This window comes from Faecalibacterium sp. i25-0019-C1, assembly GCF_042854225.1.
In the GTDB taxonomy this organism is placed as follows: Bacteria; Bacillota; Clostridia; order Oscillospirales; family Ruminococcaceae; genus Faecalibacterium; species Faecalibacterium taiwanense.
Window position 1 is genome coordinate 208,244 of the sequence record NZ_AP031428.1, and the last position, 23,778, is coordinate 232,021.

The 23,778-nt window shown below is 57.9% G+C and carries 20 protein-coding genes; 7 read left to right on the plus strand and 13 right to left on the minus strand.

The window, feature by feature from the left end:
• Positions 1-2 precede the first annotated feature (2 nt).
• Both ACGHUK_RS01035 and ACGHUK_RS01040 read left to right on the plus strand, forming a co-directional pair.
• The gene (locus ACGHUK_RS01035; RefSeq protein WP_390574631.1) at positions 3-3,389 is read left to right on the plus strand and encodes a DEAD/DEAH box helicase family protein; all 3,387 of its coding nucleotides are present in this window, start codon (positions 3-5) and stop codon (positions 3,387-3,389) included.
• 50 nt (positions 3,390-3,439) lie between these two features.
• A complete protein-coding gene (locus tag ACGHUK_RS01040) occupies positions 3,440-3,838 on the plus strand; it encodes a hypothetical protein (protein WP_390574633.1) in 399 nt (132 codons plus the stop codon).
• Positions 3,839-4,032: 194 nt separating this feature from the next.
• On the opposite strand, the gene ACGHUK_RS01045 is transcribed toward ACGHUK_RS01040, so the two are convergent.
• The 7 genes from ACGHUK_RS01045 to ACGHUK_RS01075 form a co-directional block, all read right to left on the minus strand.
• Positions 4,033-4,596, minus strand: a complete 564-nt coding sequence (locus tag ACGHUK_RS01045) for a glycerol-3-phosphate responsive antiterminator (RefSeq protein WP_390574635.1) — start codon at positions 4,594-4,596, stop codon at positions 4,033-4,035.
• Positions 4,597-4,701: 105 nt separating this feature from the next.
• Positions 4,702-6,564, minus strand: a complete 1,863-nt coding sequence (locus ACGHUK_RS01050) for an alpha/beta fold hydrolase (RefSeq protein WP_390574636.1) — start codon at positions 6,562-6,564, stop codon at positions 4,702-4,704.
• 193 nt (positions 6,565-6,757) lie between these two features.
• Positions 6,758-8,251, minus strand: a complete 1,494-nt coding sequence (glpK, locus tag ACGHUK_RS01055; protein WP_390574637.1) for a glycerol kinase GlpK — start codon at positions 8,249-8,251, stop codon at positions 6,758-6,760.
• A 36-nt stretch (positions 8,252-8,287) separates the two neighbouring features.
• Positions 8,288-8,641, minus strand: a complete 354-nt coding sequence (locus ACGHUK_RS01060; protein WP_207698789.1) for a DUF1667 domain-containing protein — start codon at positions 8,639-8,641, stop codon at positions 8,288-8,290.
• A complete protein-coding gene (locus ACGHUK_RS01065) occupies positions 8,638-9,897 on the minus strand; it encodes an NAD(P)/FAD-dependent oxidoreductase (RefSeq protein WP_390574638.1) in 1,260 nt (419 codons plus the stop codon). The genes ACGHUK_RS01060 and ACGHUK_RS01065 overlap by 4 nt, the downstream gene beginning before the upstream one ends.
• Positions 9,890-11,335, minus strand: coding sequence for an NAD(P)/FAD-dependent oxidoreductase (locus ACGHUK_RS01070; RefSeq protein WP_390574640.1), 1,446 nt, complete (start codon positions 11,333-11,335; stop codon positions 9,890-9,892). The genes ACGHUK_RS01065 and ACGHUK_RS01070 overlap by 8 nt, the downstream gene beginning before the upstream one ends.
• A gap of 178 nt (positions 11,336-11,513) precedes the next feature.
• Complete coding sequence (locus ACGHUK_RS01075) at positions 11,514-12,815, minus strand: aminoacetone oxidase family FAD-binding enzyme (RefSeq protein WP_390574642.1); 1,302 nt, start codon at positions 12,813-12,815, stop codon at positions 11,514-11,516.
• Between the two features lie 227 nt (positions 12,816-13,042).
• Here ACGHUK_RS01075 and ACGHUK_RS01080 point away from each other — a divergent pair, with 227 nt between their 5' ends.
• From ACGHUK_RS01080 to dnaJ, 5 genes are all read left to right on the plus strand, one after another.
• Positions 13,043-13,585, plus strand: coding sequence for a stage V sporulation T C-terminal domain-containing protein (locus ACGHUK_RS01080; protein WP_097776925.1), 543 nt, complete (start codon positions 13,043-13,045; stop codon positions 13,583-13,585).
• A 187-nt stretch (positions 13,586-13,772) separates the two neighbouring features.
• Complete coding sequence (hrcA, locus tag ACGHUK_RS01085; RefSeq protein WP_371290126.1) at positions 13,773-14,846, plus strand: heat-inducible transcriptional repressor HrcA; 1,074 nt, start codon at positions 13,773-13,775, stop codon at positions 14,844-14,846.
• A complete protein-coding gene (locus tag ACGHUK_RS01090; protein ID WP_005943579.1) occupies positions 14,843-15,472 on the plus strand; it encodes a nucleotide exchange factor GrpE in 630 nt (209 codons plus the stop codon). Before hrcA ends, ACGHUK_RS01090 begins: the two co-directional genes overlap by 4 nt.
• Before the next feature lie 101 nt (positions 15,473-15,573).
• Positions 15,574-17,403, plus strand: a complete 1,830-nt coding sequence (dnaK, locus tag ACGHUK_RS01095) for a molecular chaperone DnaK (RefSeq protein ID WP_005943578.1) — start codon at positions 15,574-15,576, stop codon at positions 17,401-17,403.
• 158 nt (positions 17,404-17,561) lie between these two features.
• The gene (dnaJ, locus tag ACGHUK_RS01100) at positions 17,562-18,740 is read left to right on the plus strand and encodes a molecular chaperone DnaJ (protein WP_390574645.1); all 1,179 of its coding nucleotides are present in this window, start codon (positions 17,562-17,564) and stop codon (positions 18,738-18,740) included.
• 88 nt (positions 18,741-18,828) lie between these two features.
• Here the strand turns inward: dnaJ and ACGHUK_RS01105 are convergent, their stop codons facing one another.
• The 6 genes from ACGHUK_RS01105 to ACGHUK_RS01130 all read right to left on the minus strand — a co-directional run bounded on the left by ACGHUK_RS01105 (position 18,829) and on the right by ACGHUK_RS01130 (position 23,737).
• Positions 18,829-19,158: a hypothetical protein gene (locus ACGHUK_RS01105; RefSeq protein ID WP_005943576.1), complete on the minus strand. Its 330-nt coding sequence runs from the start codon at positions 19,156-19,158 to the stop codon at positions 18,829-18,831.
• 93 nt (positions 19,159-19,251) lie between these two features.
• Positions 19,252-19,584, minus strand: coding sequence for a hypothetical protein (locus tag ACGHUK_RS01110; protein ID WP_097781182.1), 333 nt, complete (start codon positions 19,582-19,584; stop codon positions 19,252-19,254).
• A 312-nt stretch (positions 19,585-19,896) separates the two neighbouring features.
• Complete coding sequence (locus ACGHUK_RS01115; protein WP_005943572.1) at positions 19,897-20,220, minus strand: hypothetical protein; 324 nt, start codon at positions 20,218-20,220, stop codon at positions 19,897-19,899.
• 259 nt (positions 20,221-20,479) lie between these two features.
• Positions 20,480-21,652 carry a DHHW family protein gene (locus tag ACGHUK_RS01120; RefSeq protein ID WP_097776933.1) on the minus strand — a complete coding sequence of 391 codons (1,173 nt, stop codon included), beginning with the start codon at positions 21,650-21,652 and terminating at the stop codon, positions 20,480-20,482.
• 12 nt (positions 21,653-21,664) lie between these two features.
• Positions 21,665-23,083 (minus strand): MBOAT family protein, encoded by a 1,419-nt coding sequence (locus ACGHUK_RS01125; protein WP_120120421.1) that lies wholly within the window; start codon positions 23,081-23,083, stop codon positions 21,665-21,667.
• 69 nt (positions 23,084-23,152) lie between these two features.
• A complete protein-coding gene (locus ACGHUK_RS01130; protein ID WP_044953887.1) occupies positions 23,153-23,737 on the minus strand; it encodes a DUF4358 domain-containing protein in 585 nt (194 codons plus the stop codon).
• Positions 23,738-23,778 lie beyond the last annotated feature (41 nt).

Genomic DNA, 23,778 nt, shown 5'->3' on the forward strand with positions numbered 1-23,778 from the left:
CCATGTCCAACTTCTCCTATCTCTCCACCCGCCCCGAATACTCCCTCTTCGCCAATTCTGCCATCGAGGCCGAGAAAGTGTTCTCCACCTCCCCGGCGATGTGCGCGGTGGGGTGCCGGAAGGCGTTGGAGCTGGCGGTGAAGTGGGTGTATGCGGCAGACAAAACCATCACGATGCCCTACAAGGACAACCTGCAATCCTTGTTGCACGAGCCGAGTTTCCGGTTCGCGGTGGACCGCAATGTGTGGAGCGTGCTGCCCAGCATCGTGAAGGCGGGCAATCTGGCGGTACATACGGGGCACAGCGTGTCGGCGGCGGATGCAGTGTTCAGCCTGCGGGGGCTGTTCGATTTCATCCAGTGGGTGGATTACTGCTACGGCACGGACTATGTGGAGCGCTCCTTTGATGAAACAGCCATCCCCGGCGAAAAGGTAACACTGGACGAAAAGAAGATCCGGGAGCAGGAAAGTTTACTGTCCCAGAAGGATGCCGAGCTGGAAGCGTTGCGCAAGCAGGTGGAGAGCCTTTCGGCGGCGTACACAGCCAGCAAACAACAGAACCGGCAGAGCCGCAGTTTCACCGCCGCCGACCTGACCGAGGCCGAGACGCGGCAGAAGATCATCGACATCGATCTCAAGGCCATGGGCTGGAAATTCACCGGGCCGGATGCCGATGTGCGCACCGAGTACGAAGTGGACAACATGAACGGCGTGCTGGGGCAGAAGGGCTATGCGGACTATGTGCTGATGGGCAAGGACGGCTTGCCGCTGGCGGTCATTGAAGCCAAGCGCAGCACCAAAGACCCCAACATCGGGCGCAAGCAGGCTCAGCTTTATGCAGACTGTCTGGAACAGAAGTTTGGCCGCCGTCCGATGCTGTTTACCACCAACGGCTACACCACCTATTTCTGGGATGAGCAGAGCGGCCCGCAGCGTGCCGTGAGCGGGGTGTTCTGCAAGGACGACTTGCAGAAGCTGATGAACCGCCGCACCGAGAAAAAACCCCTGGACACCATCGAAATTGACGATAAAATCACCGACCGCTACTACCAGAAAAACGCCATCCGGGCAGTCTGCGCCCATATTACGCAGGGCTTCCGGCGCAATCTGCTGGTCATGGCAACGGGCACAGGCAAGACCCGCACCGCATCCAGCCTGACCGATGTGCTGAGCCGGGGCGGTCACGTGACCAACGTGCTTTTTCTGGCCGACCGCACCGCGCTGGTCAAGCAGGCGAAGGACGACTTCAAGAAGTATCTGCCCGACCAGTCGCTGTGCAACCTCTGCTCCTCCAAGGACGATAAGGCCGCGCGCATCGTGTTTTCCACCTATCCCACCATGCTCAACGCCATCGACAACGCCAAGACCAAGGACGGCGTGCCGCTGTTTTCGCCCGCCCACTTTGACCTCATCATCGTGGACGAGAGCCACCGCAGCATTTTCAAGAAATACCGCGCCATTTTTGATTATTTCGATGCGATTCTGGTGGGTCTGACCGCCACCCCGAAAACCGACGTGGACCGCAACACCTACGACTTTTTCGAGATGGAACACGGCATCCCCACCTACGCCTACGATTACGACACGGCGGTCTACACCGACCATGTGCTGGTGCCTTACTACAACTACGAGGTCAAGACGAAATTCACAGAAGAGGGCATCCACTACGACCAGCTTTCACCGGAGGATAAGGCCCGCTATGAGGACGATTTTGCCGAGGACGACACCCTGCCCACCTTCATCCCGTCCGAAAAGCTAAACAAATTTATCTTCAACGCCAACACCGTGGACACGGTGCTGCAAGACCTGATGGAACGGGGCATCCAGACGGCAGGCGGCGACCGCATCGGCAAGACCATCATCTTTGCCCAGAACAAGCGCCACGCGGAGTTTATCCGGGAACGTTTTGGCAAGCTCTACCCGCAGCTGGAGACCCAGTACCCGGGATTCATCCAGCGGGTGGTCTGCGATGACGCCTATGCACAGTCTATCATTGACGACTTCAAACAGCCGGACAAGCCGCCGTTTATTGCGGTCTCGGTGGATATGATGGACACGGGCATTGATGTGCCGGAGTGCGCGAATCTGGTGTTCTTCAAAAAAGTACGCAGCAAAACGAAGTTCTGGCAGATGATCGGCCGTGGTACGCGGCTCTGCCCATCCCTTGCCTGCATGGATGCCATCGACGGCGAATATACGGGCAAACGGCGTTTTCTGATCTTCGACTACTGCGGCAACTTTGAATTTTTCCGTCAGAAACCCAACGGCTACGAGGGCACGGACACCAAAAACCTGTCCGAGAGCATTTTCTGCAAGCAGGTGCGGATCGCCGCCGCGCTGCAGGATGGAGCCTATGGGGACGAAAACTACCAGAACTGGCGCAAGATCTTAACGGAGACCTGCCGTGCCGAAGTGGGAGCGCTGAACCCGGAGCTGGTATCCGTGCGGCTGCACCGACAGGCCGTGGAACACTATCAAAAGCCGGAAGCCTTTGTCAGCCTGACCGAAACGGACAAGGGTACTCTGATGAAAGAGGTGGCACCGCTCATCTCGCTGGACGACAAAGATGAAGCCGCCAAGCGGTTCGATAACTTTGTGTATGGCTTGCTGCTCTGTGAACTGGAAGGTCTGCCGGGGCTGGGCCGCGCCCAGAAACAGCTGCGCAGTACAGCGGCAATGCTGGAAGGGAAGGCTACCATCCCGCAGGTGCAGGCAAAGCTGCCGCTCATCCGCGAGGTGCAGACAGACGAATTTTTGACCTCGCATGACCTTCTCCGCTTTGAGGAAATGCGGCAGGAGCTGCGGGAGCTCATCAAGTTTCTGGTGGACGGTGTAGAAGGGCAAAAGCCTGTCTACACGGCCCTTGCCGACCCGGTACTGGAACAGACCGAGGGCAAAACGCTGGATCCCTGCTATGATTTCGGCGAGTACCGGGAACGTGTGAACCGCTACATCATGGAGCACCGCAGCGATACGCTGGCCATCCACAAGCTGACCCAGAACATTCCGCTTTCCCGGGGCGACTATACCGAGCTGGAACATATCTTTACCTGTGAGCTGGGCAGCAAAGAGGACTATGCACGGGAGTTTCGGGATACACCCTTTGGTCTGCTGGTGCGTAAAGTGGCAAAGCTGGACCACGATGCTGCCATGCAGGCATTTTCCAAGTTCATCAACGACGAATCGCTGAATGCGAAGCAGATCGCGTTCGTGCAGAAGGTCATTCATTACATCGAGCAGAACGGTTATGTGGAAAGCAAAGCGGTTCTGATGAAACCACCCTTTGACCAACCCATCCTGTTTACCCGCCTGTTTGATGGCAAAACAGGGAGTGAACTGATGGATACGATCAATTCGGTGAAAGAGAATGCCACCCATGTGACTGCATAAAGTAGTGGAATGTACTGATAAAAACCGGTATAATTCAGGACTATCGAAAAATGAATATCCTGCAACGCAGTATGGCAAGTCAGGGAATTTTGAACGATACGCAAGGGACTCTGGCTGATTACCTGATGAGCATCGCACAAATTTCCGTGGAGGATGCCGGAGCGATTTATATCGAGTTGAGCAGCATCCGCGGAAATTTTATGGCAAACATCATTCTGCGCATGATTGAAAATTATCACTTCCTGCCCGATATGGCGCAGAAACTGAAAAACAAACAAGCACTGGTGGAAAGCGTAATTGCAAATGAACAGCTGGAGCCTTCCATTACGTCGCCCATCAAAGATGTGTATGATGACCTTGTCAACAGCAAACTGGATATGATCGAGGGCTTCGTGCCGATCTCTGCCATCCGGTATGATGCTAAGATGCAGGAAGCAGAAAGACTTTAAGGGGAGTGCGACTTGTAGGATTGCTTTAAATTATCGAGTTAATCCGCAGGCTGAATAGATTCACTCAAATCGAATGAAAACGAAAAAATGCCCGCTCACCGTGGAGATCCGGCTCCATCGGTGGGCGGGCATATCCAATAAAACACCAGGATACTATTATGCTTTTCGTAGTTCAGCTGGGATCTTGTTCTGGCTCAGATATCCCACAGGGAGGGCGCAGAGGTGGAAACTGCGGCGGCACCTGCGCGCATGGCGGCCATGACGTCGGCTTTGTCCCGCAGCAGGCCGCCTGCAATGACAGGCACCTGTGTGCGGGCGCTGATCTCGGCGATGACCCGAGGCATGATGCCGGGAAGGATCTCGACAAAATCCGGCTTGCCCTGCTCCAGCTGACCGGACAGGCTGGTCAGCGAGAGGGAATCCAGGATGAATGCCCGCTGGACGGTCAGCAGGCCGCGGTGGCGCGCCCGGCGGATCAGGGTCGGGCGGGTGGAGATGATGCCGTCCGGGTGGCACAGGGCGTTGAGGGAGTCCATCGCGATCTCCCGCGACGAAAGACCGTCCACAAGGTCGATGTGAACCACGGCCAGTTTTCCGGCATCATGTATGCGGTGCACAAGCCCGTCTACGGTGAGCAGGGTGCTCGCCAGCAGAAAAACGGCGCTGCAGGGCGAAGCCAGCGCAGCAGTCAGGGCTTCGTCCGTTTTCACGGCGGCGATCACCGGTTCGTTCAACAAAGTTTCGGCAAGAGGATGCATTGGGTAAGACTCCTTTTTTATCAATTACTTGATTTATATTATTCTACAAAAAAGCCGCCATGTAAATAAGTTACACGGCGGCTGTAATGTAAAATCTAGGTTTTATCAGAATGTGGTTGCAATCAGCTCACCGCCGCCCAGAATGGTAGTAGTATTGGAACAGCTGATCATTACAATAAACATTGCATTTATCAGACCTGCAATGTACGGATTGCGGGTGCGTTTGTAGATGATGCGGGACATGATGGGCGTGACAAACAGAAGAACCATACAGGGGAACAGCCAAATGGGACCAATGCGCTGGCCTTCGGTCAAACCATAAAGCTGATAACCCGTTGCATAGAAGTAGATATATTGACTTGCAACCACAAAAATAGCACCAAGCGCATTAAAGAATGCAAAAATCAAGATGTTGCCATTTTTTCCGCCAATGGTGTTGTAGTTGAAGCAATTTGCCGAGATCGAGTTCATAACGTAGAACAGCAGGAAGAATGGCAGATAGCGAAGTGCGATCAGCACTTTATCAGCGCCGAAGGTTTTGAACGCAACGACATACATCCGATAATCAACTTGGAAGAAATAGTGTGCTGCAAAAACAAGGCCGAACGAAACAACGATCACGATAACAGCGAGGGCAATGGTCTTCCACAGCTGCTCCAGATTCAAATACAGACCCGCTCTTCGAGCACTCCAACCGTGTTTTTTTCCATAAGCACCGTAAAAAACAGCAGAGCAGAATATTGCAAAGATGCCGCAAAGAGCAGCCCATGTACCGATCGTCAGGGGGCCGGTCTGCACAAAGAAGTTTGTTGTCTTTGAGTAAACGGTATTCATGCAGAACAAAAAGCTTGAACCGGAAAAAACTGCACCGATAATCAGCAGAACCCAGTACCATGCCTTGGCTCCGCTGTCCTGCACAGGGGCTGGCTGTACAATTTCACCACTGCGGAGAGCGGAAAATACGGGAGTATCAAGCAGAACCAGCGTGAAACTGACCATGAAGATCAAAAGACCGATCACGCCGAGGCTGTTGAACACCGCTTTAATGGGCCAGATCTGATCGCTGGCAGGCAGGGGCTTTGGAGCGCCGAGCGTTGTATCAAAAAAATCAACGGCATAGCCGACACAAGTAGTAGAAAAAGCAACGAGAGGATGGATCATGTTCGGCCGATAAATCACGCGATAAGCGGTCTTTCCATCAAAATCGCGCGTATAATATTTGCCGCCTTCTGCGATACCGGCAAAGCCGTCCTCATTAAAATTCAGGAATTTTTTAGCACCATCTGTTTCCATGAAGGCTACCGGATTGGTCAGCATATTTCCAGCGTCATCATAGGTTCCAAAGTAAAAGTCATCATGGGTACTGGCAATAATGCCTACACTGCGTGAGCCGTAATCTCCGCTATGATCACCGCCGGTGTCATCCTGCCAGTCACCAGCCTGCTGCAGAACAGCAGCAATCAAAGGAGTTTCCCGGGAATTATCGATCTCTACCGCCATATTAGCAGCTGTACCGCCGCTGGAATGGCCTGTAACGCCAATACGAGCTGTGTCAACGTACGGAAGGCTTGCAATAAGCTGAACTGCACCATCGACGCCCACAGCACCATCGTAAAGTTCTGCAATCGACAGGCTTTCCGAGTCGCCATGACTGTGCAGATCAAGTGCCAGCACCACATATCCCCGGCGAGCCAGCTCAATACTATACAAGTCCTGCATTTCTTTGTTGTTATACCATCCTTCGATTGTAACAACACCCGGCGCCGGTGTGTCTTTGGTTGCATTCTGTGGAATGTAAAGGTATGCGGCCAGCTGGTGTCCAGAGGGACTTTCCCAGCTCATTTCCTTGATCCTGATCCCACCAGAAGTTTGTACAGCGGACGCTACGATGGCACTTACAAGGCAAAGAATCAGTGACAGGCACAACCAGAATTTGCTGTTTTTCAACCTACCTTTTTGATGCGACATGCTTGGGACCTCCTTTTTGAATCTGATTTTTCCGTAATAAAAATGGGGACACACTGCATCTGGACGATACAGTGCATCCCCATCTCACTTCTCTTGGGATGCTTCTAGTATAGCGTTTTGTAACAAAATGTCAATAAAAAATAAACAATTAAAAAATATTTTGTGCGCGAACCATAAAGTCGGGCGAAAACTATCAATGCTCTGCCCAGTCGCAGCTGCGGCCCACAGCCTTGTGCCAGCCGGAGAGCAGACGGGTGCGCTCAGCCTCGTCCATCTGCGGGGCAAAGGTCATATTGCAGTGCCACAGGCTGCGGATCTCGTCCCGATCCTTCCATACGCCGGTGGCAAGGCCCGCCAGATAGGCAGCGCCCAGAGCGGTCGTCTCCCGGATGGCCGGGCGCAGCACGGTCTTGTTCAGGATGTCGGCCTGGAACTGCATCAGGAACTGGTCACGGGATGCACCGCCGTCCACCTTCAACGAGGTGATGGGCACGCCGGTGTCCTTTTCCATAGCAGCCACGAGGTCTGCGCTCTGGTAGGCAATGGACTCCTCTGCCGCGCGGATGATGTGGTTCTGGGTGGTGCCGCGAGTGATGCCCACAATGGCACCGCGGGCGTACATATCCCAGTACGGTGCACCCAGACCAGTAAAGGCCGGCACGATGTAAATGCCGCCGTTATCCGGCACCTTCTGGGCATAGTATTCCGCATCGCGGCTCTCCTGGATCATGCGCAGGCCGTCGCGCACCCACTGGATGACGGCACCGCCCACAAAGACGCTGCCCTCCAGCGCGTACTCCACCTTACCGTTCAGGCTGATGGCGATGGTAGAGATCAGGCCGTTCCGGCTGCGGCAGATGGTGTCGCCGGTGTTCATCAGCAAAAAGCAGCCGGTGCCGTAGGTGTTCTTGGCCTCGCCCTTGCGAAAGCAGCTCTGTCCGAACAGCGCAGCCTGCTGGTCACCGGCAATGCCGGCCACCGGGATCTGCACACCGCACAGATCGGTGGTGCCGTAGACCTCGCTGGAATCCGTCACGCGGGGCAGGATGCAGCGCGGGATATCCAGCGCTTTGAGCAGGGTGTCGTCCCAGTCCAGCGTGCGGATGTTATACAGCATGGTGCGGCTGGCGTTGGTGCGGTCGGTGACATGCACTCTGCCGCCGGTCAGCTTCCAGACCAGCCATGTGTCCACAGTGCCGAACAGGATCTCCCCTGCCTCGGCCCGCTCCCGCGCACCGGGCACATTGTCCAGGATCCACTTGATCTTCGTTGCGGAGAAATAGGCATCAGGCATCAGGCCGGTGTTCTCCCGGATGTAGTCTGCCATGCCGGGCTGCTGCAGCAGTTCATCCACCAGCGGAGCCGTGCGGCGGCACTGCCAGACGATGGCATTGTAGATGGGGCGGCCGGTGGCCTTTTCCCACAGGATGGTGGTCTCCCGCTGGTTGGTGATGCCAATGGCGGCGATATCGTGGGCATCGACACCGCTCTGGGCCACCACCTCGTTCATGACTCCATACTGGGTGAACCAGATCTCCATAGGGTTGTGCTCCACCCAGCCCTGCTGCGGATAGATCTGCTCAAACTCGCGCTGCTGCACCGCAATGATATTCTGCTCATTGTCGAACAGGATGGCACGGCTGCTGGTGGTTCCCTGATCCAGCGCCAGAACATATTTTGTACTCATGCTTTTGCTTCCTCCGTATCGTTTCAGGAGTGTGTATCACAGATTTCGCGTCGCCACAACGTCCACGCCGGTGCCGCACACATCTGCCAGCACCACCTGTCCGGTGCGGACGGGGGCGTGCAGGGTGACGCGGTCCAGCGCAGCCATGACCTCGGTCATCTTCTCTTTGGGTACAGCCTGCGCAGTCTTTACCGGGCAGCGCGGGTACAGCCCGCCCTCCGCCCGCACCGTGCTGGTGATGATGCGAGTGGGATGGGTCAGCTCTTCCCTGCCGTAGGCGGCACCGTTGGGGCAGGCGTTTCCAGTTACATTATAATCATTTTCCGGGTCCACCTGCAAGTGGCAGCCGCAGGGACAGCAGATGCAAATGACTTCTTTGATGCTGCTCATTCTGCAATAACCTCCTCTACCGCAACGGTCAGCGGGCCGTCTGCTTTTTCCAGCAGGACTTTTGGAAGTGCGATGTGCTCCATCTCGCCGGGAGCCATGCGCTGGCGCTTGAACCGGGCCAGCTGCCTGCCGCCGCAGGTCACGGTGATCTGGCTGGGACCGTAGTTCTGCCGCACACGGAAGGAGATGTTCACGCTCCTGTCCACATCAGCGGGGCGCACCCGCTGCGGCACGGTGTAGCCCAAGCCATTGCCCGGAATAAGGTCAAGCACAACCGTATCGGAGGCTTCGCCCTTCAAAACATAGGCCGCCGCAGAAGCACCGGCAAGGTCGCTTTCGCCCGAAACGAAGTCCACCAGATCATGCACGTGCACCACGTTGCCGCAGGCGAACACGCCGGGGATGCCGGTCTCCATATTCTCGTAGACCACAGCGCCCTTGGTGTGAGGGTCCATGGGGATGCCCGCCTGCCGGGTCAGCTCATTTTCCGGGATCAGGCCGACGCTGAGCAGGATGGTATCCACATCAAATTCCATCTCGGTGCCCGGGATGGGGCGGCGGTTTTCGTCCACCTTGGCAACGGTGGCCTTTTCCACGCGGGCCTTGCCCTGAATATCCACGATGGTATGGGACAGATACAGGGGGATGTCGAAGTCCTGCAGGCACTGCACGATGTTGCGGGTCAGGCCGCCGGAATACGGCATGACCTCCACGCAGGCCAGTACTTTGGCACCTTCCAGCGTCATGCGGCGGGCCATGATCAGGCCGATGTCGCCGCTGCCGAGGATGAGCACCCGCTTGCCTACCAGATAGCCCTCCATGTTGACATAGCGCTGGGCCGCACCGGCGGTGTAGATGCCGGCGGGGCGGCTGCCCGGAATGCCGATGGCACCGCGGGTGCGTTCCCGGCAGCCCATGCAGAGGATGATGCTTCTGGCTTCCAAAATCTGATAGCCCTTTTCCCGGCTGACGCAGTGGATCTTTTTGTCCGGGGTGACGTCCAGCACCATCGTGCCCAGCTCCACCCGGACACCGGTGGAGCGCAGCAGTTCAATGCAGCGGCCTGCGTATTCCGGGCCGGTGAGCTGCTCGCCAAAGCGGTGCAGGCCGAAGCCGTTGTGGATGCACTGGTTCAGGATGCCGCCCAGCTCGTTGTCGCGCTCTAAGATAAGGATATCGCGCAGACCATGCTGCCATGCGCTGTAAGCTGCGGCAAGGCCTGCAGGGCCGCCGCCGACGATGACCAGATCAATCATGGTGCTCTCCCTCCTGCTTGGTTTCGCACAGTAAGACGTTGGTGCCGGCCTTATCCTGCAGCACGTCCAGCGGACTGATGCCCAGCGTTTTGCTGATCAGTTCCAGCACCCGCGGCCCGCAAAAGCCGCCCTGACAGCGGCCCATACCGGCACCGCAGCGGCGCTTGACACCGTCAATGGTGGTGGCGGGGATCTCTTCGTGCAGAGCGTCCAGAATTTCGCCCTCGGTGATCGTCTCGCAGCGGCAGATCACGCGGCCATAGGCGGGTTCCTTTGCAATGAGCCGGGCTTTTTCTTCGGGCGGAAGCTCCTTGAAGCGCACCCGGGTGCGGCCATCCCTGTAATCCGCCTTGGGGGCGGGCAGATCGCCGTGAGCTTCCAGAATTTTGACGGCTTCTCTGGCAACGGCCGGTGCACTGGAAAGGCCGGGCGATTTCATACCCGCCAGATCAATGAAACCGGGCGCGCCCTCTGCTTCGCCGATAACGAAGTCGCCCGTGTCCACATTGGCACGGACACCCGCAAAATTGCGGATGGACTCGCTGAAGCGGATGTTCGGCACGCTGCGGCGCACTGCGGCGCTGACGAAGGCCAGCCCGGCGGCGGTGCAGGCGGTATCGTCCCCTTCCACGGGGTCGGCGTTCGGGCCGACGATCAGGTTGCCGTGGACGGTGGGGGCCACCAGAACGCCCTTGCCGTTTTCGTTGGGGCACTGGAAGATGACGTGGTGCACACGGCTGCCCTCGGATTTATCCAGCAGGTAGTATTCGCCCCGGGTGGGCTGGATGGTAAATTTGTGGGGTGCGGCCATATCGTGCACGGCCTGCGCCGAGATGCCTGCCGCATTGATGATATAGCGCGTTTCCACAATTCCGGAGGGGGTGGTCAGCGCCCAGCCGCCGGCGGTCTTTTCGATGCGGGTCACAGGGCAGCTGCGGTGCAGCTCCACGCCGTTGCGCACAGCCACTTCTGCCATTGCCAGCGCAAACTCCCACGGGCTGACGATGGCGGCGCTGGGCGCATACAGCGCGCCAACGACAGTGGGGGCCAGATTCGGTTCCATGGCAAACGTTTCCTCTGCGGAAAGCAGCCGGATGCCCGGCACGCCGTTGGCGATGCCGTTCTCATACAGTTTCTGCAGGTGGGGCAGCTCTTCCGGGCTGAGGGCCAGCACCAGACTGCCGCACTGCAGGTACGGCACATCCAGCCGGGCGCAGATCTCCTTGGCCAGTGCGGACCCCTCCACGTTGAGCCGCGCCATCCGGGTGCCCGGTTCGGGGTCGTAGCCAGCGTGCAGAATGGCACTGTTGGCCTTGGTGGTGCAGTCTGCCACGTCATTTTCAGCCTCGAAAATGGCGGTCTGCAGCGGGTAATGGGACAGCTCATAGGCGGCTGCCGCACCAATGACACCGCAGCCGATAATTGCTACATCCAGCATAAAAACCTCCTGATCGCTCCGTTTGCCGAATAAAAGAAAAAGAGCAGGACAAACAAAAGGGCCTTTCGACTCTCCCCTTGCTTGTTCTGCTCAATCCTCTGAACAAACCTTTATTGTCTTTATGATAATGCGATCTGCACAAGATGTCAAGCTTTTGTTGAAAATTTAAAGCTCATTTTTACCTGTGCGGCTTTTTCCTGCTCTTTGCGGGCGCGGAGGCTTTTGGCAGAGCACGGCCTGCTGCAGCATGGCCTGCAGCGCTGCGCCCGGCCACAAGGCCGGAGCCGAACGCCCAGTGCAGGTTGAAACCGCCGCAGCTGCCCGCGCAGTCCAGCGTTTCGCCCACAAAGTAAAGGCCCGGACAGCCCTTGAACTGGAAGTGCTGATCCACCTCCCGCAGGGCCAGCCCGCCGCCGGTGGTCTGGGCCTGCTTCCAGCTGCAGGGGGTCAGCCCCTCAAAGCGCCAGTGCTTGGCGGTGTGGGCCAGCTTCTGCCACTGTGCGGCGGTGAGCACGGCAGGCGCGTCGCTGTCCTGCAGCCCGGCGGCAGACCACACAGTACGGCCCAGCTTCTGGTTCAGCAGGCCCAGCCAGAAGTCAGCGGCGCTGCCCCCTGCCGTCTGGGCGGCGTGGGCCGCAAACAGGCTGGCAAGTGCGGTTTCGTCCACTGCCGGGAAGAGGTCCAGCTCCACAGCAGGAGCCTTGGGGCCGCGGCCCGGGGCCAGCAGGCCGGACAGCTGCATGATGCAGATGCCGGAAAGGCCGTAATCGGTGAACTGTACCTCGCCGTTCTCGCAGGCAAGCACATGGGTACCGTCCAGCAGGGATGCTGCTGCCTTGGCACGGATGCCAGCCAGCGCTTTGCGGGGCTTTGCGCACTGCAGGGCGGTCAGGCAGGGGTACAGCGGCTCCACCCTGCCGCCGCACTGGGCGGCGAACCGGGTGCCAAAGCCGTCGGTGCCGAACTGCGGCCCTGCCTCGCCGCCCATGGCGCAGATGACGGCATCGGCGCGCAGCGTTTCGGCAGAGCCCTCTGCCGTCTCGAACTGTACGGCGTAGCCGCTGCGGCTCTGGCTCAGGGTGCGCACGGTGCAGCCTGTGCGCAGCTGCACATGGTGCTGCGCAAGGTGGTGCTCCAGCAGGGCCAGCACGTCCGCCGCCTGATTGGAGTACGGATACACCCGGCCCGCCTCGTCGGTGCGGGTGTAAAGCCCCAGCGCACGGAACCAGCGCAGCGGGTCGGCGGTATTTACGGCATCCAGCAGCGGACGAAGTGCTGCCGGGTCGGCAGTGAAATACAGCTCCGGCGCAATGCCGGTGTTATCCAGATTGCAACGGCCATTGCCGGTGGCAAGCAGCTTTTTGCCCGGCTTCGGGTTGCGCTCCAGCACAATGACCTGTGCAGCGGGGGCACTTTGTGCCGCCGCAAGCGCGGCTGCAAGACCGGCGGCACCGCCGCCCAGAATGAGGATGTTCGGCATCCGGACACCTGCCTTTCTCAGCAGAATTTTAGGATCTGTCTTCATAAGCGGGGTGCTGTGCTTATGAAAACGGCTTTTTGTATCATTGTAGCAGAACCCTGCCGGAAACGCAACGAAGAGGCAGCTTTCCGTGCAGGTCTTTTTGCGCGGGGGCAGCAGGTATAAATGGCCCGGCCTGACAGATACTAGTGCTGCAGGCATTTTTAAGGAAACGGAGGAGCAAAAACATGAAAGCAACAGGAATCGTGCGCCGCATCGACGAGCTGGGCCGGGTGGTGATCCCCAAGGAGATCCGCCGCACCCAGCGCATCCGCCGCGGCGACCCGCTGGAGATCTTCACCACGGGCGACGGCGAGGTGATCTTTAAAAAGTATTCGCCCATTGGCGAGATGAACGCAGTAGCGGCCCAGTATACCGAGGTGCTCAGCAAAAGCTTTGCGCTGACTGCACTGGTGGCCGACCGTGACCGCATCCTTACGGTGAGCGGCTCCGGCCGGCGGGAGCTGGCCGACCGCAGCATCAGCCAGCCGCTGGAAAAGCTGATGGATGGCCGCAGGCTGTACCAGAGCGAGGGCATTGCCGAAAAGTGCATCCTGCCCTGCGAAGGCTCGCCCCGAGCAGTGCTGTGCGCCGCACCCATCATTGCGGCGGGCGATGTGACCGGCGTGGTGGCCCTGCTGACCGAAGACCGCACGGCCACGCCGGATGCCGCCCAGCTCAAGGCCGTGAATGTGGCGGCGGCATTTCTGGCAAGGCAGATGGAAGAGTAAAGAACATGCCGGAGCGCTTTCCTTATAATAAGGAGGGCGCTTTCTTCGTTTATGACAGAATTATGAATCTTTTAAAACATTTTTCCAAGGGGCTTGACAGCACCGGAAAATTGGCTATAATGGTCTTAGCACTCAGGAACAAGGAGTGCTAAACAAACAAAGCGAACGCAAAAAGGAGGCAGGCGCTATGACGATGGATGCACGCAAGCAGCGAGTCTTGCAGGCGATCGTGGCGCTGTATGGTCTCGAAGGCGAGCCCGTTGGCAGCAGCGTGCTGGCAAACTACTTTGACATGGCAGTTTCCAGCGCAACGCTTCGCAATGAGATGGCGGCGCTGACAAAGCTGGGTCTGCTGGAGCAGCCCCACACCAGCGCGGGCCGTGTGCCCAGCGCCAAGGGCTACCGTTACTACCTTGATAATCTGCTGACCGACGATCAGCCGCTGGATCGTGTGAGCCGCGCCCGTGTGGATGCGGTGTTCGCAAGCCTCGACCATGAGCCGGAAAAGCTGGCCGCAGGTGCCGCCAAGGCGCTGGCCGCCATCAGCGGCTGCACCGCCGCCATCAGCACCCCGTGCGCCGAAGACCTGTGCATCGCCCACTATGAAGTGGTTCAGGTGGGCCGCAGCGCAGCGGCTGTGCTGGCCGTTACCACGGCCGGTTACGTTCGTACCCGTGTGGCACGGGTGCGCACCGGCCTCTCCCGCGAGAATGCGGCAGCACTTGCTGCACTGCTCAACCGCAACCTTACCTTTGTAGCGCCGGTGGATCTTTCCACCCGGCTGCTGGCAGAGCTGTGCAGCCAGATCGACCCGGAGCTGGTGCCTGTCATCAGCGCGGCAGCGGCCATCCTGCAGGATTCCGTCAAGCCCCACGTATTTCTGGGCGGCGAGCAGTATCTGCTGGACTGGCCCCAGCTGGACGGCAAGGTGGGCGACATCCTCACACTGCTGAATGACGAGGAGCAGGCCGCTGGCCTGATCGCACCTCCGGTAGAACGCAGTGAGAGCGTGCTGCTGGGCGAGGATCTGGAACCGCAGATCCCGGGCCTGTGCATCGTGAGCGACCGGTATCTGGTGGGCGGAGGCCTGTGGGGCTCCATTGCATTGATCGGCCCCACCCGGATGCCCTTCCAGAAGCTGATGCCGCTGCTGCATTACTTTGCAGATCAGCTTGGCGAAGGAATGAGCGGCAAACGAAAAGACACCCCGCAGGCTGCCGTACCGCGGCGGACTGTGATCTATAAGGAGGATCTGGAATGAGCGAAGAAGCAAAAAAGACGGCTCCGGCTCAGGAAGCGGAGCAGCCCGAAACGGCTCCCGAGGAAAAGGCCCAGCAGGCAGCACCCGAACAGGAACCTGCTGCTGAAGCTGCCGACCCGAAGGATGACAAGAAGAAGGACGGCGGCTGGTTCAACAAGAAGGCCCGTGAGCTGGAAGCCGTCAAGGCAAAGCTGGATGCTGCCGAAGCCAACGCTGCACAGGCCAAAGACCAGCTGCTGCGCATGGCAGCGGAGTACGAGAACTACCGCAAGCGCTCCACCCGCGAAGCCGACCAGAAGTTCAACGATGGCATTTCCTTTGCGGTGAACCAGATTATTCCCATTCTGGATACGCTGGAGATGGCGGCCAACGCCCCCACCACCGACGAGAACTACAAAAAGGGCGTGACCATGACGCTGGACAAGGCCGCCAAGGCGCTGGATGCCCTCCATGTGGAGGAGATCGAGGCGCTGGGCAAGCCCTTTGACCCCAACTTCATGAATGCAGTGCAGCAGATCCCCGCCCCGGACGGACAGGAGAGCGGCACCGTCATCACGGTCTACCAGAAGGGCTACAAGCTGGGCGATAAGATCGTCCGCCATGCGACCGTTGTAGTGGCCGAATAACAAAGCAGAAACCCGAAAGGGTTTTGAATATAACATCCGCTTACAAACATTTGAGCATCACATAAACAATACGATTTGTTCTTTCGAGAGGAGTTTTCATTATGAGTAAGATCATTGGTATCGACCTTGGTACTACCAACAGCTGCGTGGCTGTCATGGAGGGCGGCGAGCCCGTTGTTATCGCAAACTCTGAGGGTGCACGCACCACCCCGTCTGTGGTCGGCTTTACCAAGACCGGCGACCGTCTGGTGGGTCAGGTGGCAAAGCGTCAGGCCATCACTAACCCCGAGAACACCGTTGCTTCCATCAAGCGCTTCATGGGCACCGACCACAAGGTGACCCTGAACGGCAAGGAGTACACTCCCCAGCAGGTCAGCGCTATGATCCTGCAGAAGCTGAAGGCTGATGCCGAGGCTTATCTGGGCGAGCCTGTTACCGAGGCTGTCATTACCGTTCCTGCCTACTTCAACGACAGCCAGCGTCAGGCTACCAAGGACGCAGGCACCATTGCAGGCCTGAACGTCAAGCGTATCATCAACGAGCCTACTGCCGCTTCTCTGGCATATGGCATCGATAAGGAAGAAGACCAGAAGATCATGGTCTACGATCTGGGCGGCGGCACCTTCGATGTGTCCATCATCGAGATGGGCGACGGCGTTACCGAGGTTCTGGCCACCAACGGTGATACCCATCTGGGCGGCGATGACTTCGATGAGCGCATCATCAACTGGATGGCAGATGCCTTCCAGACCGAGAACGGCATCGACCTGCGCAAGGACAAGATGGCTGCGCAGCGTTTGAAGGAAGCTGCCGAGAAGGCAAAGATCGAGCTGTCCAGCGCAATGAGCAGCCAGATCAACCTGCCCTTCATCACTGCTGATGCTACCGGCCCCAAGCACTTGGATATGACCCTGACCCGCGCAAAGTTCAACGAGCTGACCGCTGATCTGGTGGATCGCACCATGGGCCCCGTCCGCAAGGCTCTGCAGGATGCAGGCCTGCGTCCCTCTGACCTGAAGAAGGTCCTGATGGTCGGTGGTTCCACCCGTATCCCCGCTGTCTACGATGCAGTCAAGAAGGAACTGAACTGCGAGCCCTTCAAGGGCATCAACCCCGATGAGTGCGTGGCCGTGGGTGCTGCCATTCAGGGCGGCGTGCTGCAGGGCGATGTCAAGGGCCTGCTGCTGCTGGATGTCACCCCGCTGAGCCTGGGCATTGAGACTCTGGGCGGCGTGTGCACCAAGATCATCGACCGCAATACCACCATCCCCACCCACAAGAGTCAGGTGTTCTCCACCGCTGCAGACAACCAGCCCTCTGTTGAGGTCAACGTTCTGCAGGGCGAGCGTGAGTTCGCACGCGACAACAAGAGCCTGGGTGTCTTCCATCTGGACGGCATCGCTCCGGCTCCCCGTGGTGTGCCTCAGATCGAAGTTACCTTCGATATCGATGCAAACGGCATCGTGAAGGTCAGCGCAAAGGATCTGGGCACCGGCAAGGAGCAGAACATCACCATTACCGCTTCCACCAACATGTCCAAGGAGGACATCGACAAGGCTGTGAAGGAAGCTGAGCAGTTTGCTGCCGACGATAAGAAGAAGCGTGAAGAGGTCGATATCCGCAACGGTGCCGACCAGATGGTGTTCCAGACCGAGAAGATGCTGAAGGAGAACGGCGACAAGCTGCCCGCCGACGTGAAGAGCGAGGCCGAGAGCAAGCTGGCCGACCTGAAGACCGCTGTTCAGTCCGGCAACGTGGACGACATCAAGGCAAAGCAGGAAGCTCTGAGCCAGGTGTTCGAGAAGATGTATCAGGCAGCCGCTGCCGCACAGCAGGCTGCCGGTGCACAGCCCGGCCCCGACGCAGGTGCAAACAACCAGCAGAAGCCGGGTGATGACGGCGTTGTGGATGCCGACTTCAAGGAAGTCTGATAAAAAACACAGCAGTGTGTGCCCGGCCAAACCGGCGGACGCACGCGTGGAATAGCAAAAGCCGCTCCGGTTTTGCCGGAGCGGCTCTTGCTGGTTATAGAGCGAGGAACCAACCGGGGCGTTTCCCGGATCAAACGTTCCCGGAGAGGTGAGTGGATATGGCACAGGAAAAGCGTGATTACTACGAAGTGCTGGGGGTATCCAAGACTGCGACCGATGCCGAGATCAAAAAGGCATACCGCAAGCTTGCAATGAAATACCACCCGGACTATAACCCCGGCGATAAGAACGCCGAGGAAAAGTTCAAGGAAGTAAACGAAGCAAACGAGGTGCTTTCGGACCCGAAGAAGCGCCAGCTGTACGACCAGTACGGCTTTGCAGGTGTTGACCCTGCCTATGCAGCACAGAACGGCGGCGGCCCCGGTGCGGGCGGCTTTGGCGGTTTTGGCGGCGACGGCGTGGATCTGGGTGACATTTTCGGCGATATCTTTGGCGGCGGCTTCGGCGGCTTTGGCGGTTCGTCCCGTCAGGCGAACCCCAACGCACCGCGCAAGGGTCAGGATATCCGCGTGCGCATCACCCTGAGCTTTGACGAGGCCGTGCACGGCTGCAAGAAGAACATCACCATCACCCGCCAGCAGGAGTGCACCGAGTGCCACGGCAGCGGCTGTGCCGCCGGTTCCAGCCCCGAGACCTGCCCGGACTGCGGCGGCCGCGGCTTCGTGATCCGTCAGCAGCGCACCCCCTTTGGCGTGATGCAGACCCAGCAGCCCTGCTCCCGCTGTGGCGGCAAGGGCAAGCTGGTCAAGAATCCCTGCAAGGTCTGCCATGGCAGCGGCAAGGTGGCTGCTAAAAAGACGCTGGAGGTGTCCATCCCCATGGGCATCGACGACGACCAGAGCTTTGCACTGCGCGGCATGGGCGATGCCGGTGCAAACGGCGGTCCTGCCGGTGATGTGATCGTCATGGTCACGGTGCGCCCCAGCGAGGTGTTCCAGCGCGACGGCTACGATGTGTGGGTCACCGTGCCCATCACCTTCAGTCAGGCTGTGCTGGGCGACACCGTGCAGGTGCCCTCCATTGACGGCAAGGTGGAGTACACCGTGCCCGAGGGCACCCAGAGCGGCACCACCTTCCGCCTGCGCGGCAAGGGCATCCAGTACCTGAATGGCCGCGGCCGCGGTGATATGTACGTCAAGTGCGAGGTGGAGATCCCCAAGAAGCTGAACAAGACCCAGCGGGAGGCCCTGAAGAAGTTCGAGGGCACCCTGAAAGAAGAAAACTACGAAAAGCGCAAGGGCTTCTTCAAAAAGCTGAAGGACATGTTCAACAACTGAGACTGAAAACCGCATAACATAAAAAGCGGCGGCACTTCCCAAACGGGAGGTGCCGCCGCTTTTGCTTTTTCAGAACAGAGACCGGGACTTAGTTGCCGAAGATCAACAGGGCGTTGGGCACAAGGCCAATGATGGTTGCGCAGGAACCAATGAACCAGAAGCTGCAGCCGATGTCATGGATGGTGTTCGTGGGGCTTTTTTCAGCATGGGCAACCAGAGCGTTCATGCCGTTTTCCACCCAGTTGGAGTTGATATTTGCCTTGCGGTAATCGTGGATGGCAGAAACAGCCTTGTACCAGCCGTACAGCGGGAACCATGCCATGGCGGCTTCCACAACACCTACGCCGCCCTCGGTGTAGGTCATTTCTTCGCAGGACAAAACATTGTATGCAGCAGGATAAGTAATGGCGTTCGTCATAAAGCAAAACTCCTTTTTTAGGTTTGATAAAAAAAGCGGCGGCTCTTCCGTTGAAGAGCCGCCGCAAAAAGCCCTTTGGTGTACTCCTGAAAATTAGAAGTAGATGATGCCCAGAGACATAACGGCAGAAAGGCCAAAGCTGCTGATGGTCGATGCAGCATTCCAGAAGATCATGCCGGCATGGTAGAAGGTGTTGGTCACATTGCCCTTGCAGTCGGCTTTGATATCGCTCCAGACGTTGGATGCCCAGTTGTCGTGATCCTTCTTGCGTGCTTCACGGCAGGTGTTGATGCCGATAACCGTAGCGTAGCCGGGCCACAGCCATGCAGCGACAGCCTGACCGACGGTAGCACCGCCTTCGGTGTAGGTCATTTCTTCGCAGGACAGAACGTTGTAGGAAGCAGGCATCATGATTTTGTTTTCCATAATAACACTCCTTTGAATCAAAGCTATCCAGACAGTGCAAGATCGCACTGTTTAAAACCCAAAATAAACCGGGATATGCGCTTGGAGATCGTTCTCATAAAGCAGGGCGCGCCGCCGCATGACGCGAGTAGTTGCTTGCAGGAAAAGGAAAGCAGTGCTGTTCTCTGCAGGCAAAAGACCGTTCAGACGGTATACAGTGCTCAGGCAGCCGATTCTTATTTCTGCTTGATGAAAAGCCCGCGGCCCTCTCTGGCGGAAAAGGCCGCGGGTAAAGGGGTCTTTGGTCTCTCCGGACGGATCTTATGAGCAGGGTCAGAGCAGGACGATGGCAGCATTGACCAGAAAACCAACGCCGGTAGCGCTGGTCGCGGTGACCCAGACGATGCGTCCCAGATCACGCAGCATGTTCTGCGCACTGGAATCCATATCGCGGCTCAGAGCATCCAGACCGGTATCCAGCCAGTCGTTGGGGTGGCTCTTGCGGTAGTTGCGCATGGCGGTAACACCCATGTACCAGCCAATGGGCGGAATCCAGTTCAGCAGAGCTTCCGTAAAGGTAGCACCGCCCTCGGTGTAGGTCATCTCTTCGCAGGAAAGAACGTTGTAGGAAGCAGGCATCATGATCTTGTTTTCCATAATAACACTCCTTTGAATCAAAGATCGTATCAGCACATTCTATGCACTGTTCACACCAGATCGAACCATCGATGAAGAGCAACTGCTCTATATCGCCATTGTACAACACCCGTTGATTTTTTGCAAGGGGTGAATGGGCAGAGTGCGCAAAAACTGGAGAGACTTCCGAAAAGAACTAGAAAAATTTGTGAAAAAAGACTGCAATAATTTGACATAAAACAACAGCGCCCTTTCCTTTGCGGAAAAGGCGCTGCCATGTTTACCCGGCCACACCGGCACGGTAGAGGTACGGGTCGCTCTTGAAGCTGTCAAAACTGTAGAGCACAAGGATCTGGTCATAATCGTTATCCGCGATCAGCTGATCCAGACCGTAGTTGTAGTTGCGGAAGTCCACCACATCGATCTGGGCGTAGTTTGCCGTCAGATACGGTGCAAAGCAGTTGGCGTAGCTGTCCTTGATCACCAGAATGCGCCCGGTACCGTCGCCCTCAATGCGGCTCAGGCCGTTGTTGCCATGCAGGAACATGGCGTACTTATCGTACACGTTCAGCTTGTCCGTGTCGTACAGGCCGGTGGTCTGGCCGTCTGCGGGCTGGCCTGCAGCGGTGACATTATAGATGGTCAGGCTGTTCGGCAGGTCGTAGTAGGTGATAGTATCCGGCACGGCATTCCATGTGCGGGCCTTGGAGTAGTGGGTGCCGTAGAAATTTTCGGCGGTCAGAGCCGTGTGCGCGGCGGGGTCGAAGGGGGTCAGGCCCAGCGCACCGCACAGCTGCTGGTAGGCGTAGTATGCGCCAAGGCTCGTCCAGTGATGGTCGGTGCGGTAGTAGATATATTCGTCCTTGTGTTCGGCAAGGGTCTGCCGCACATCCACAAAGCGTCCTCCGGCGGCCTGTACGGCAGCGGAAAGCTGGTCGAGATAGGCATCCTCGTCCAGCAACGGCGCGTTTGCAGGCACGTTTTCCGGGTAAATCACCGATGCTGCCGGGGCCAGCAGTACATCCACCTTACCCGGGTGGCGCTGGCACAGTGCTTCCACAGCGGCGGTGTTCTTGGGCAGGGTGCGGTTCTCGCTGTCCAGCAGGCTGAAGGTGCGGGGGAACATCATGTGCTCTTTGCCCAGCAGGATGCCGCCGTTCTGCTCCTTCTGCAGCAGGGTGGTCTCCACCACGCTCTGCAGGCTGATCCACTCATCGCGGCCGAACACCTGATCCTTCACGTACTTTGTGTAGGCGGTAAAGTAGCTGTTCAGCCCCTTGGCGGAAAGCTGGGTCAGCGCCGGGCGCTGGGAAAGGGTGGTGTTTTCCATCTCGCTGTAGGCGCGGTCCGGTGTAATAAGGTCCAGTGCGAACAGACCAATAAAGAACAGGCTGAACACCACCAGCACCGGGTAGTGCAGGAGCGAGGAAGATTTTTTGGAATGCTTGTCCATCTTCACGCCTCCTTAAAAGTTGAAATAGAGGAACGGGCTGTTGGTGCTGCCCACCACATAGGCGGTGGAGACCACCAGCAGCGCCAGAATGGCGGCACAGCGGGTGACGGCATTCTTTTTGAGCAGGTTCCAAATCTTTTCAATGAGCGGGGTGCAGCAGAGGATGCTGACCACCAGCAGCACACCGTAGTTGCGCAGGAAGTACAGCGGCGAAACACCGCCGGAAGGAACGAACAGCTTGTGGAACAGCAGACCGAAGCTTACGCCCGTGTCGTTGCCCACGAACATGGCCCAGCCCACCACAACGAGGAACAGGGTGTAGATGTGGGGCCACACTCTGCCCTTTTGCAGGTGGGGCAGCAGGAACAGCTTTTCTACAGCCAGCAGCACAAAGTAGTACAGGCCCCAGCAGATAAAGTTCCAGTTCGCGCCGTGCCAGATGCCGGTGAGCAGCTCCACCACGAACAGGTTGAAGATCTGGCGCTTCAGGCCCTTGCGGTTGCCGCCGAGAGGGATATACACATACTCCCGGAACCAGCCGGAAAGGGTCATGTGCCAGCGCCGCCAGAACTCGGTGATGGATGCGGAGATATAAGGGTAGTTGAAGTTTGCGGGGAAGTCGAAGCCCAGCATCTTGCCCATGCCAATGCCCATCATGGAGTAGCCGGAAAAGTCAAAGTAGAGCTGCAGGCTGTAGGCGATGATGCCCAGCCACACCAGCGGGGTGGATGCATTGGCAAGGCCCACAAAGGTGGTGGAAGGGCTGTCCGCAACGCCGATGATGTCCGTCCACAAAGCACCGATGGCATCCGCCAGCAGCACCTTTTTGGCAAGGCCAAAGGTGAACAGGGTCATGCCCTCTTCGATCTGCTGCAGGCTGTAGCGGTGCCGGTATACGTGCAGCTGGTTCGAGACATCGCGGTATTTCACGATGGGGCCGGCGATCAGCTGAGGGAACATGACCACATAGGCACCAAAGTCGATGATATTACGCTCTGCCTTTACATCCCGGCGGTAAACATCGATGGAGTAGGAAAGGGTCTGGAAGGTGTAAAAGCTGATGCCCAGCGGCAGAGTGCCAATGCCCTGGATCTCGGCAAAGGCGGTGCCCAGCAGGGCGTTTGCGCTGCGCAGCACAAAGTTTGCGTATTTGAAGTAGAACAGCATCCCAAGGCTGCCAATGAGGGCCACCAGCAGAAATGTCCTGCGCAGGGCCGGCTTTTGGTCGAAGTGCTCGATGCACAGGCCGCTGATGTAGTTGATGAGGATGAGGGCCACCATGACCGGGAAAAACCGTACCTCGCCCCAGCAGTAGAACACCAGACTGCAGAGGAACAGCACGGTGTTCTTGAGCTTTGCGGGCGCAAGGTAATACAGCGCCAGCGTGATGGGCAGAAACCGGAACAGAAAGATGATGGTGCTGAAAACCAAAGCGTCAGCCTCCTTTTAGCCGAAAAAAGCCGATGCCGCAAATGGCACCGGCCTTGGGTGGATCCAGATTCAGTCTGCCAGTGCGCTGTCCACGGCGCTGTCCAGATCGGCAGTGCACTCGTTGGATGCGATCACCATGACAATGGTGTTGCCCTTGAAGGCGATGACAGCGTTCTCCACGTTATCCTGCGCCTGAGCAAACTCGGCGTAGTTGCCGTAGAAGGCCACCTGATCCTGCTGGTAGGAAGCCAGCTGGTTGGCTACGTCCTCGGCCTTGCCGTCGGCAGCTTCGAGCACCAGCACCAGACCGGCATCGCCGTTGTCGTTGCTCTTCACGCCCTTGTAGCTCACCACGTCCTCAGCCTTCAGGCCGAAATCGTACTCAATGTTCATGGCTGCGATCTCGAACTGGTTGGAGATGGGGTCGGCTTCCAGCAGAGCATTGAAAACACCGTCCAGTGCATCAGAGCCGTTCTCGGCAGCATTGTCCACAACAGCGGATGCGGCGGCGCTGGAAGCGGGAGATTCCGCAGCAGCGGTGGAAACGGAGGAGGGAGCGGCCGAAGAGCTGGCGGAACCGCCGCAGCCGGTAAGAGCGACAGCAGCCAGCGCGCCGGTGAGAGCAATTGTAAAGATTTTTGTGCGATTTATCATAAAATATTCCTTCTTTTGTTCAAAACATTTTTGCAGCTGCC

Bases quoted from the DNA above. Each gene is read 5' to 3' on its own strand.
- ACGHUK_RS01035 (WP_390574631.1), top strand. From the start codon at position 3: ATGTCCAACTTCTCCTATCTCTCCACCCGCCCCGAATACTCCCTCTTC.
- ACGHUK_RS01040 (WP_390574633.1), top strand. From the start codon at position 3,440: ATGAATATCCTGCAACGCAGTATGGCAAGTCAGGGAATTTTGAACGAT.
- ACGHUK_RS01045 (WP_390574635.1), bottom strand. From the start codon at position 4,596: ATGCATCCTCTTGCCGAAACTTTGTTGAACGAACCGGTGATCGCCGCC.
- ACGHUK_RS01050 (WP_390574636.1), bottom strand. From the start codon at position 6,564: ATGTCGCATCAAAAAGGTAGGTTGAAAAACAGCAAATTCTGGTTGTGC.
- glpK (WP_390574637.1), bottom strand. From the start codon at position 8,251: ATGAGTACAAAATATGTTCTGGCGCTGGATCAGGGAACCACCAGCAGC.
- ACGHUK_RS01060 (WP_207698789.1), bottom strand. From the start codon at position 8,641: ATGAGCAGCATCAAAGAAGTCATTTGCATCTGCTGTCCCTGCGGCTGC.
- ACGHUK_RS01065 (WP_390574638.1), bottom strand. From the start codon at position 9,897: ATGATTGATCTGGTCATCGTCGGCGGCGGCCCTGCAGGCCTTGCCGCA.
- ACGHUK_RS01070 (WP_390574640.1), bottom strand. From the start codon at position 11,335: ATGCTGGATGTAGCAATTATCGGCTGCGGTGTCATTGGTGCGGCAGCC.
- ACGHUK_RS01075 (WP_390574642.1), bottom strand. From the start codon at position 12,815: ATGCCGAACATCCTCATTCTGGGCGGCGGTGCCGCCGGTCTTGCAGCC.
- ACGHUK_RS01080 (WP_097776925.1), top strand. From the start codon at position 13,043: ATGAAAGCAACAGGAATCGTGCGCCGCATCGACGAGCTGGGCCGGGTG.
- hrcA (WP_371290126.1), top strand. From the start codon at position 13,773: ATGACGATGGATGCACGCAAGCAGCGAGTCTTGCAGGCGATCGTGGCG.
- ACGHUK_RS01090 (WP_005943579.1), top strand. From the start codon at position 14,843: ATGAGCGAAGAAGCAAAAAAGACGGCTCCGGCTCAGGAAGCGGAGCAG.
- dnaK (WP_005943578.1), top strand. From the start codon at position 15,574: ATGAGTAAGATCATTGGTATCGACCTTGGTACTACCAACAGCTGCGTG.
- dnaJ (WP_390574645.1), top strand. From the start codon at position 17,562: ATGGCACAGGAAAAGCGTGATTACTACGAAGTGCTGGGGGTATCCAAG.
- ACGHUK_RS01105 (WP_005943576.1), bottom strand. From the start codon at position 19,158: ATGACGAACGCCATTACTTATCCTGCTGCATACAATGTTTTGTCCTGC.
- ACGHUK_RS01110 (WP_097781182.1), bottom strand. From the start codon at position 19,584: ATGGAAAACAAAATCATGATGCCTGCTTCCTACAACGTTCTGTCCTGC.
- ACGHUK_RS01115 (WP_005943572.1), bottom strand. From the start codon at position 20,220: ATGGAAAACAAGATCATGATGCCTGCTTCCTACAACGTTCTTTCCTGC.
- ACGHUK_RS01120 (WP_097776933.1), bottom strand. From the start codon at position 21,652: ATGGACAAGCATTCCAAAAAATCTTCCTCGCTCCTGCACTACCCGGTG.
- ACGHUK_RS01130 (WP_044953887.1), bottom strand. From the start codon at position 23,737: ATGATAAATCGCACAAAAATCTTTACAATTGCTCTCACCGGCGCGCTG.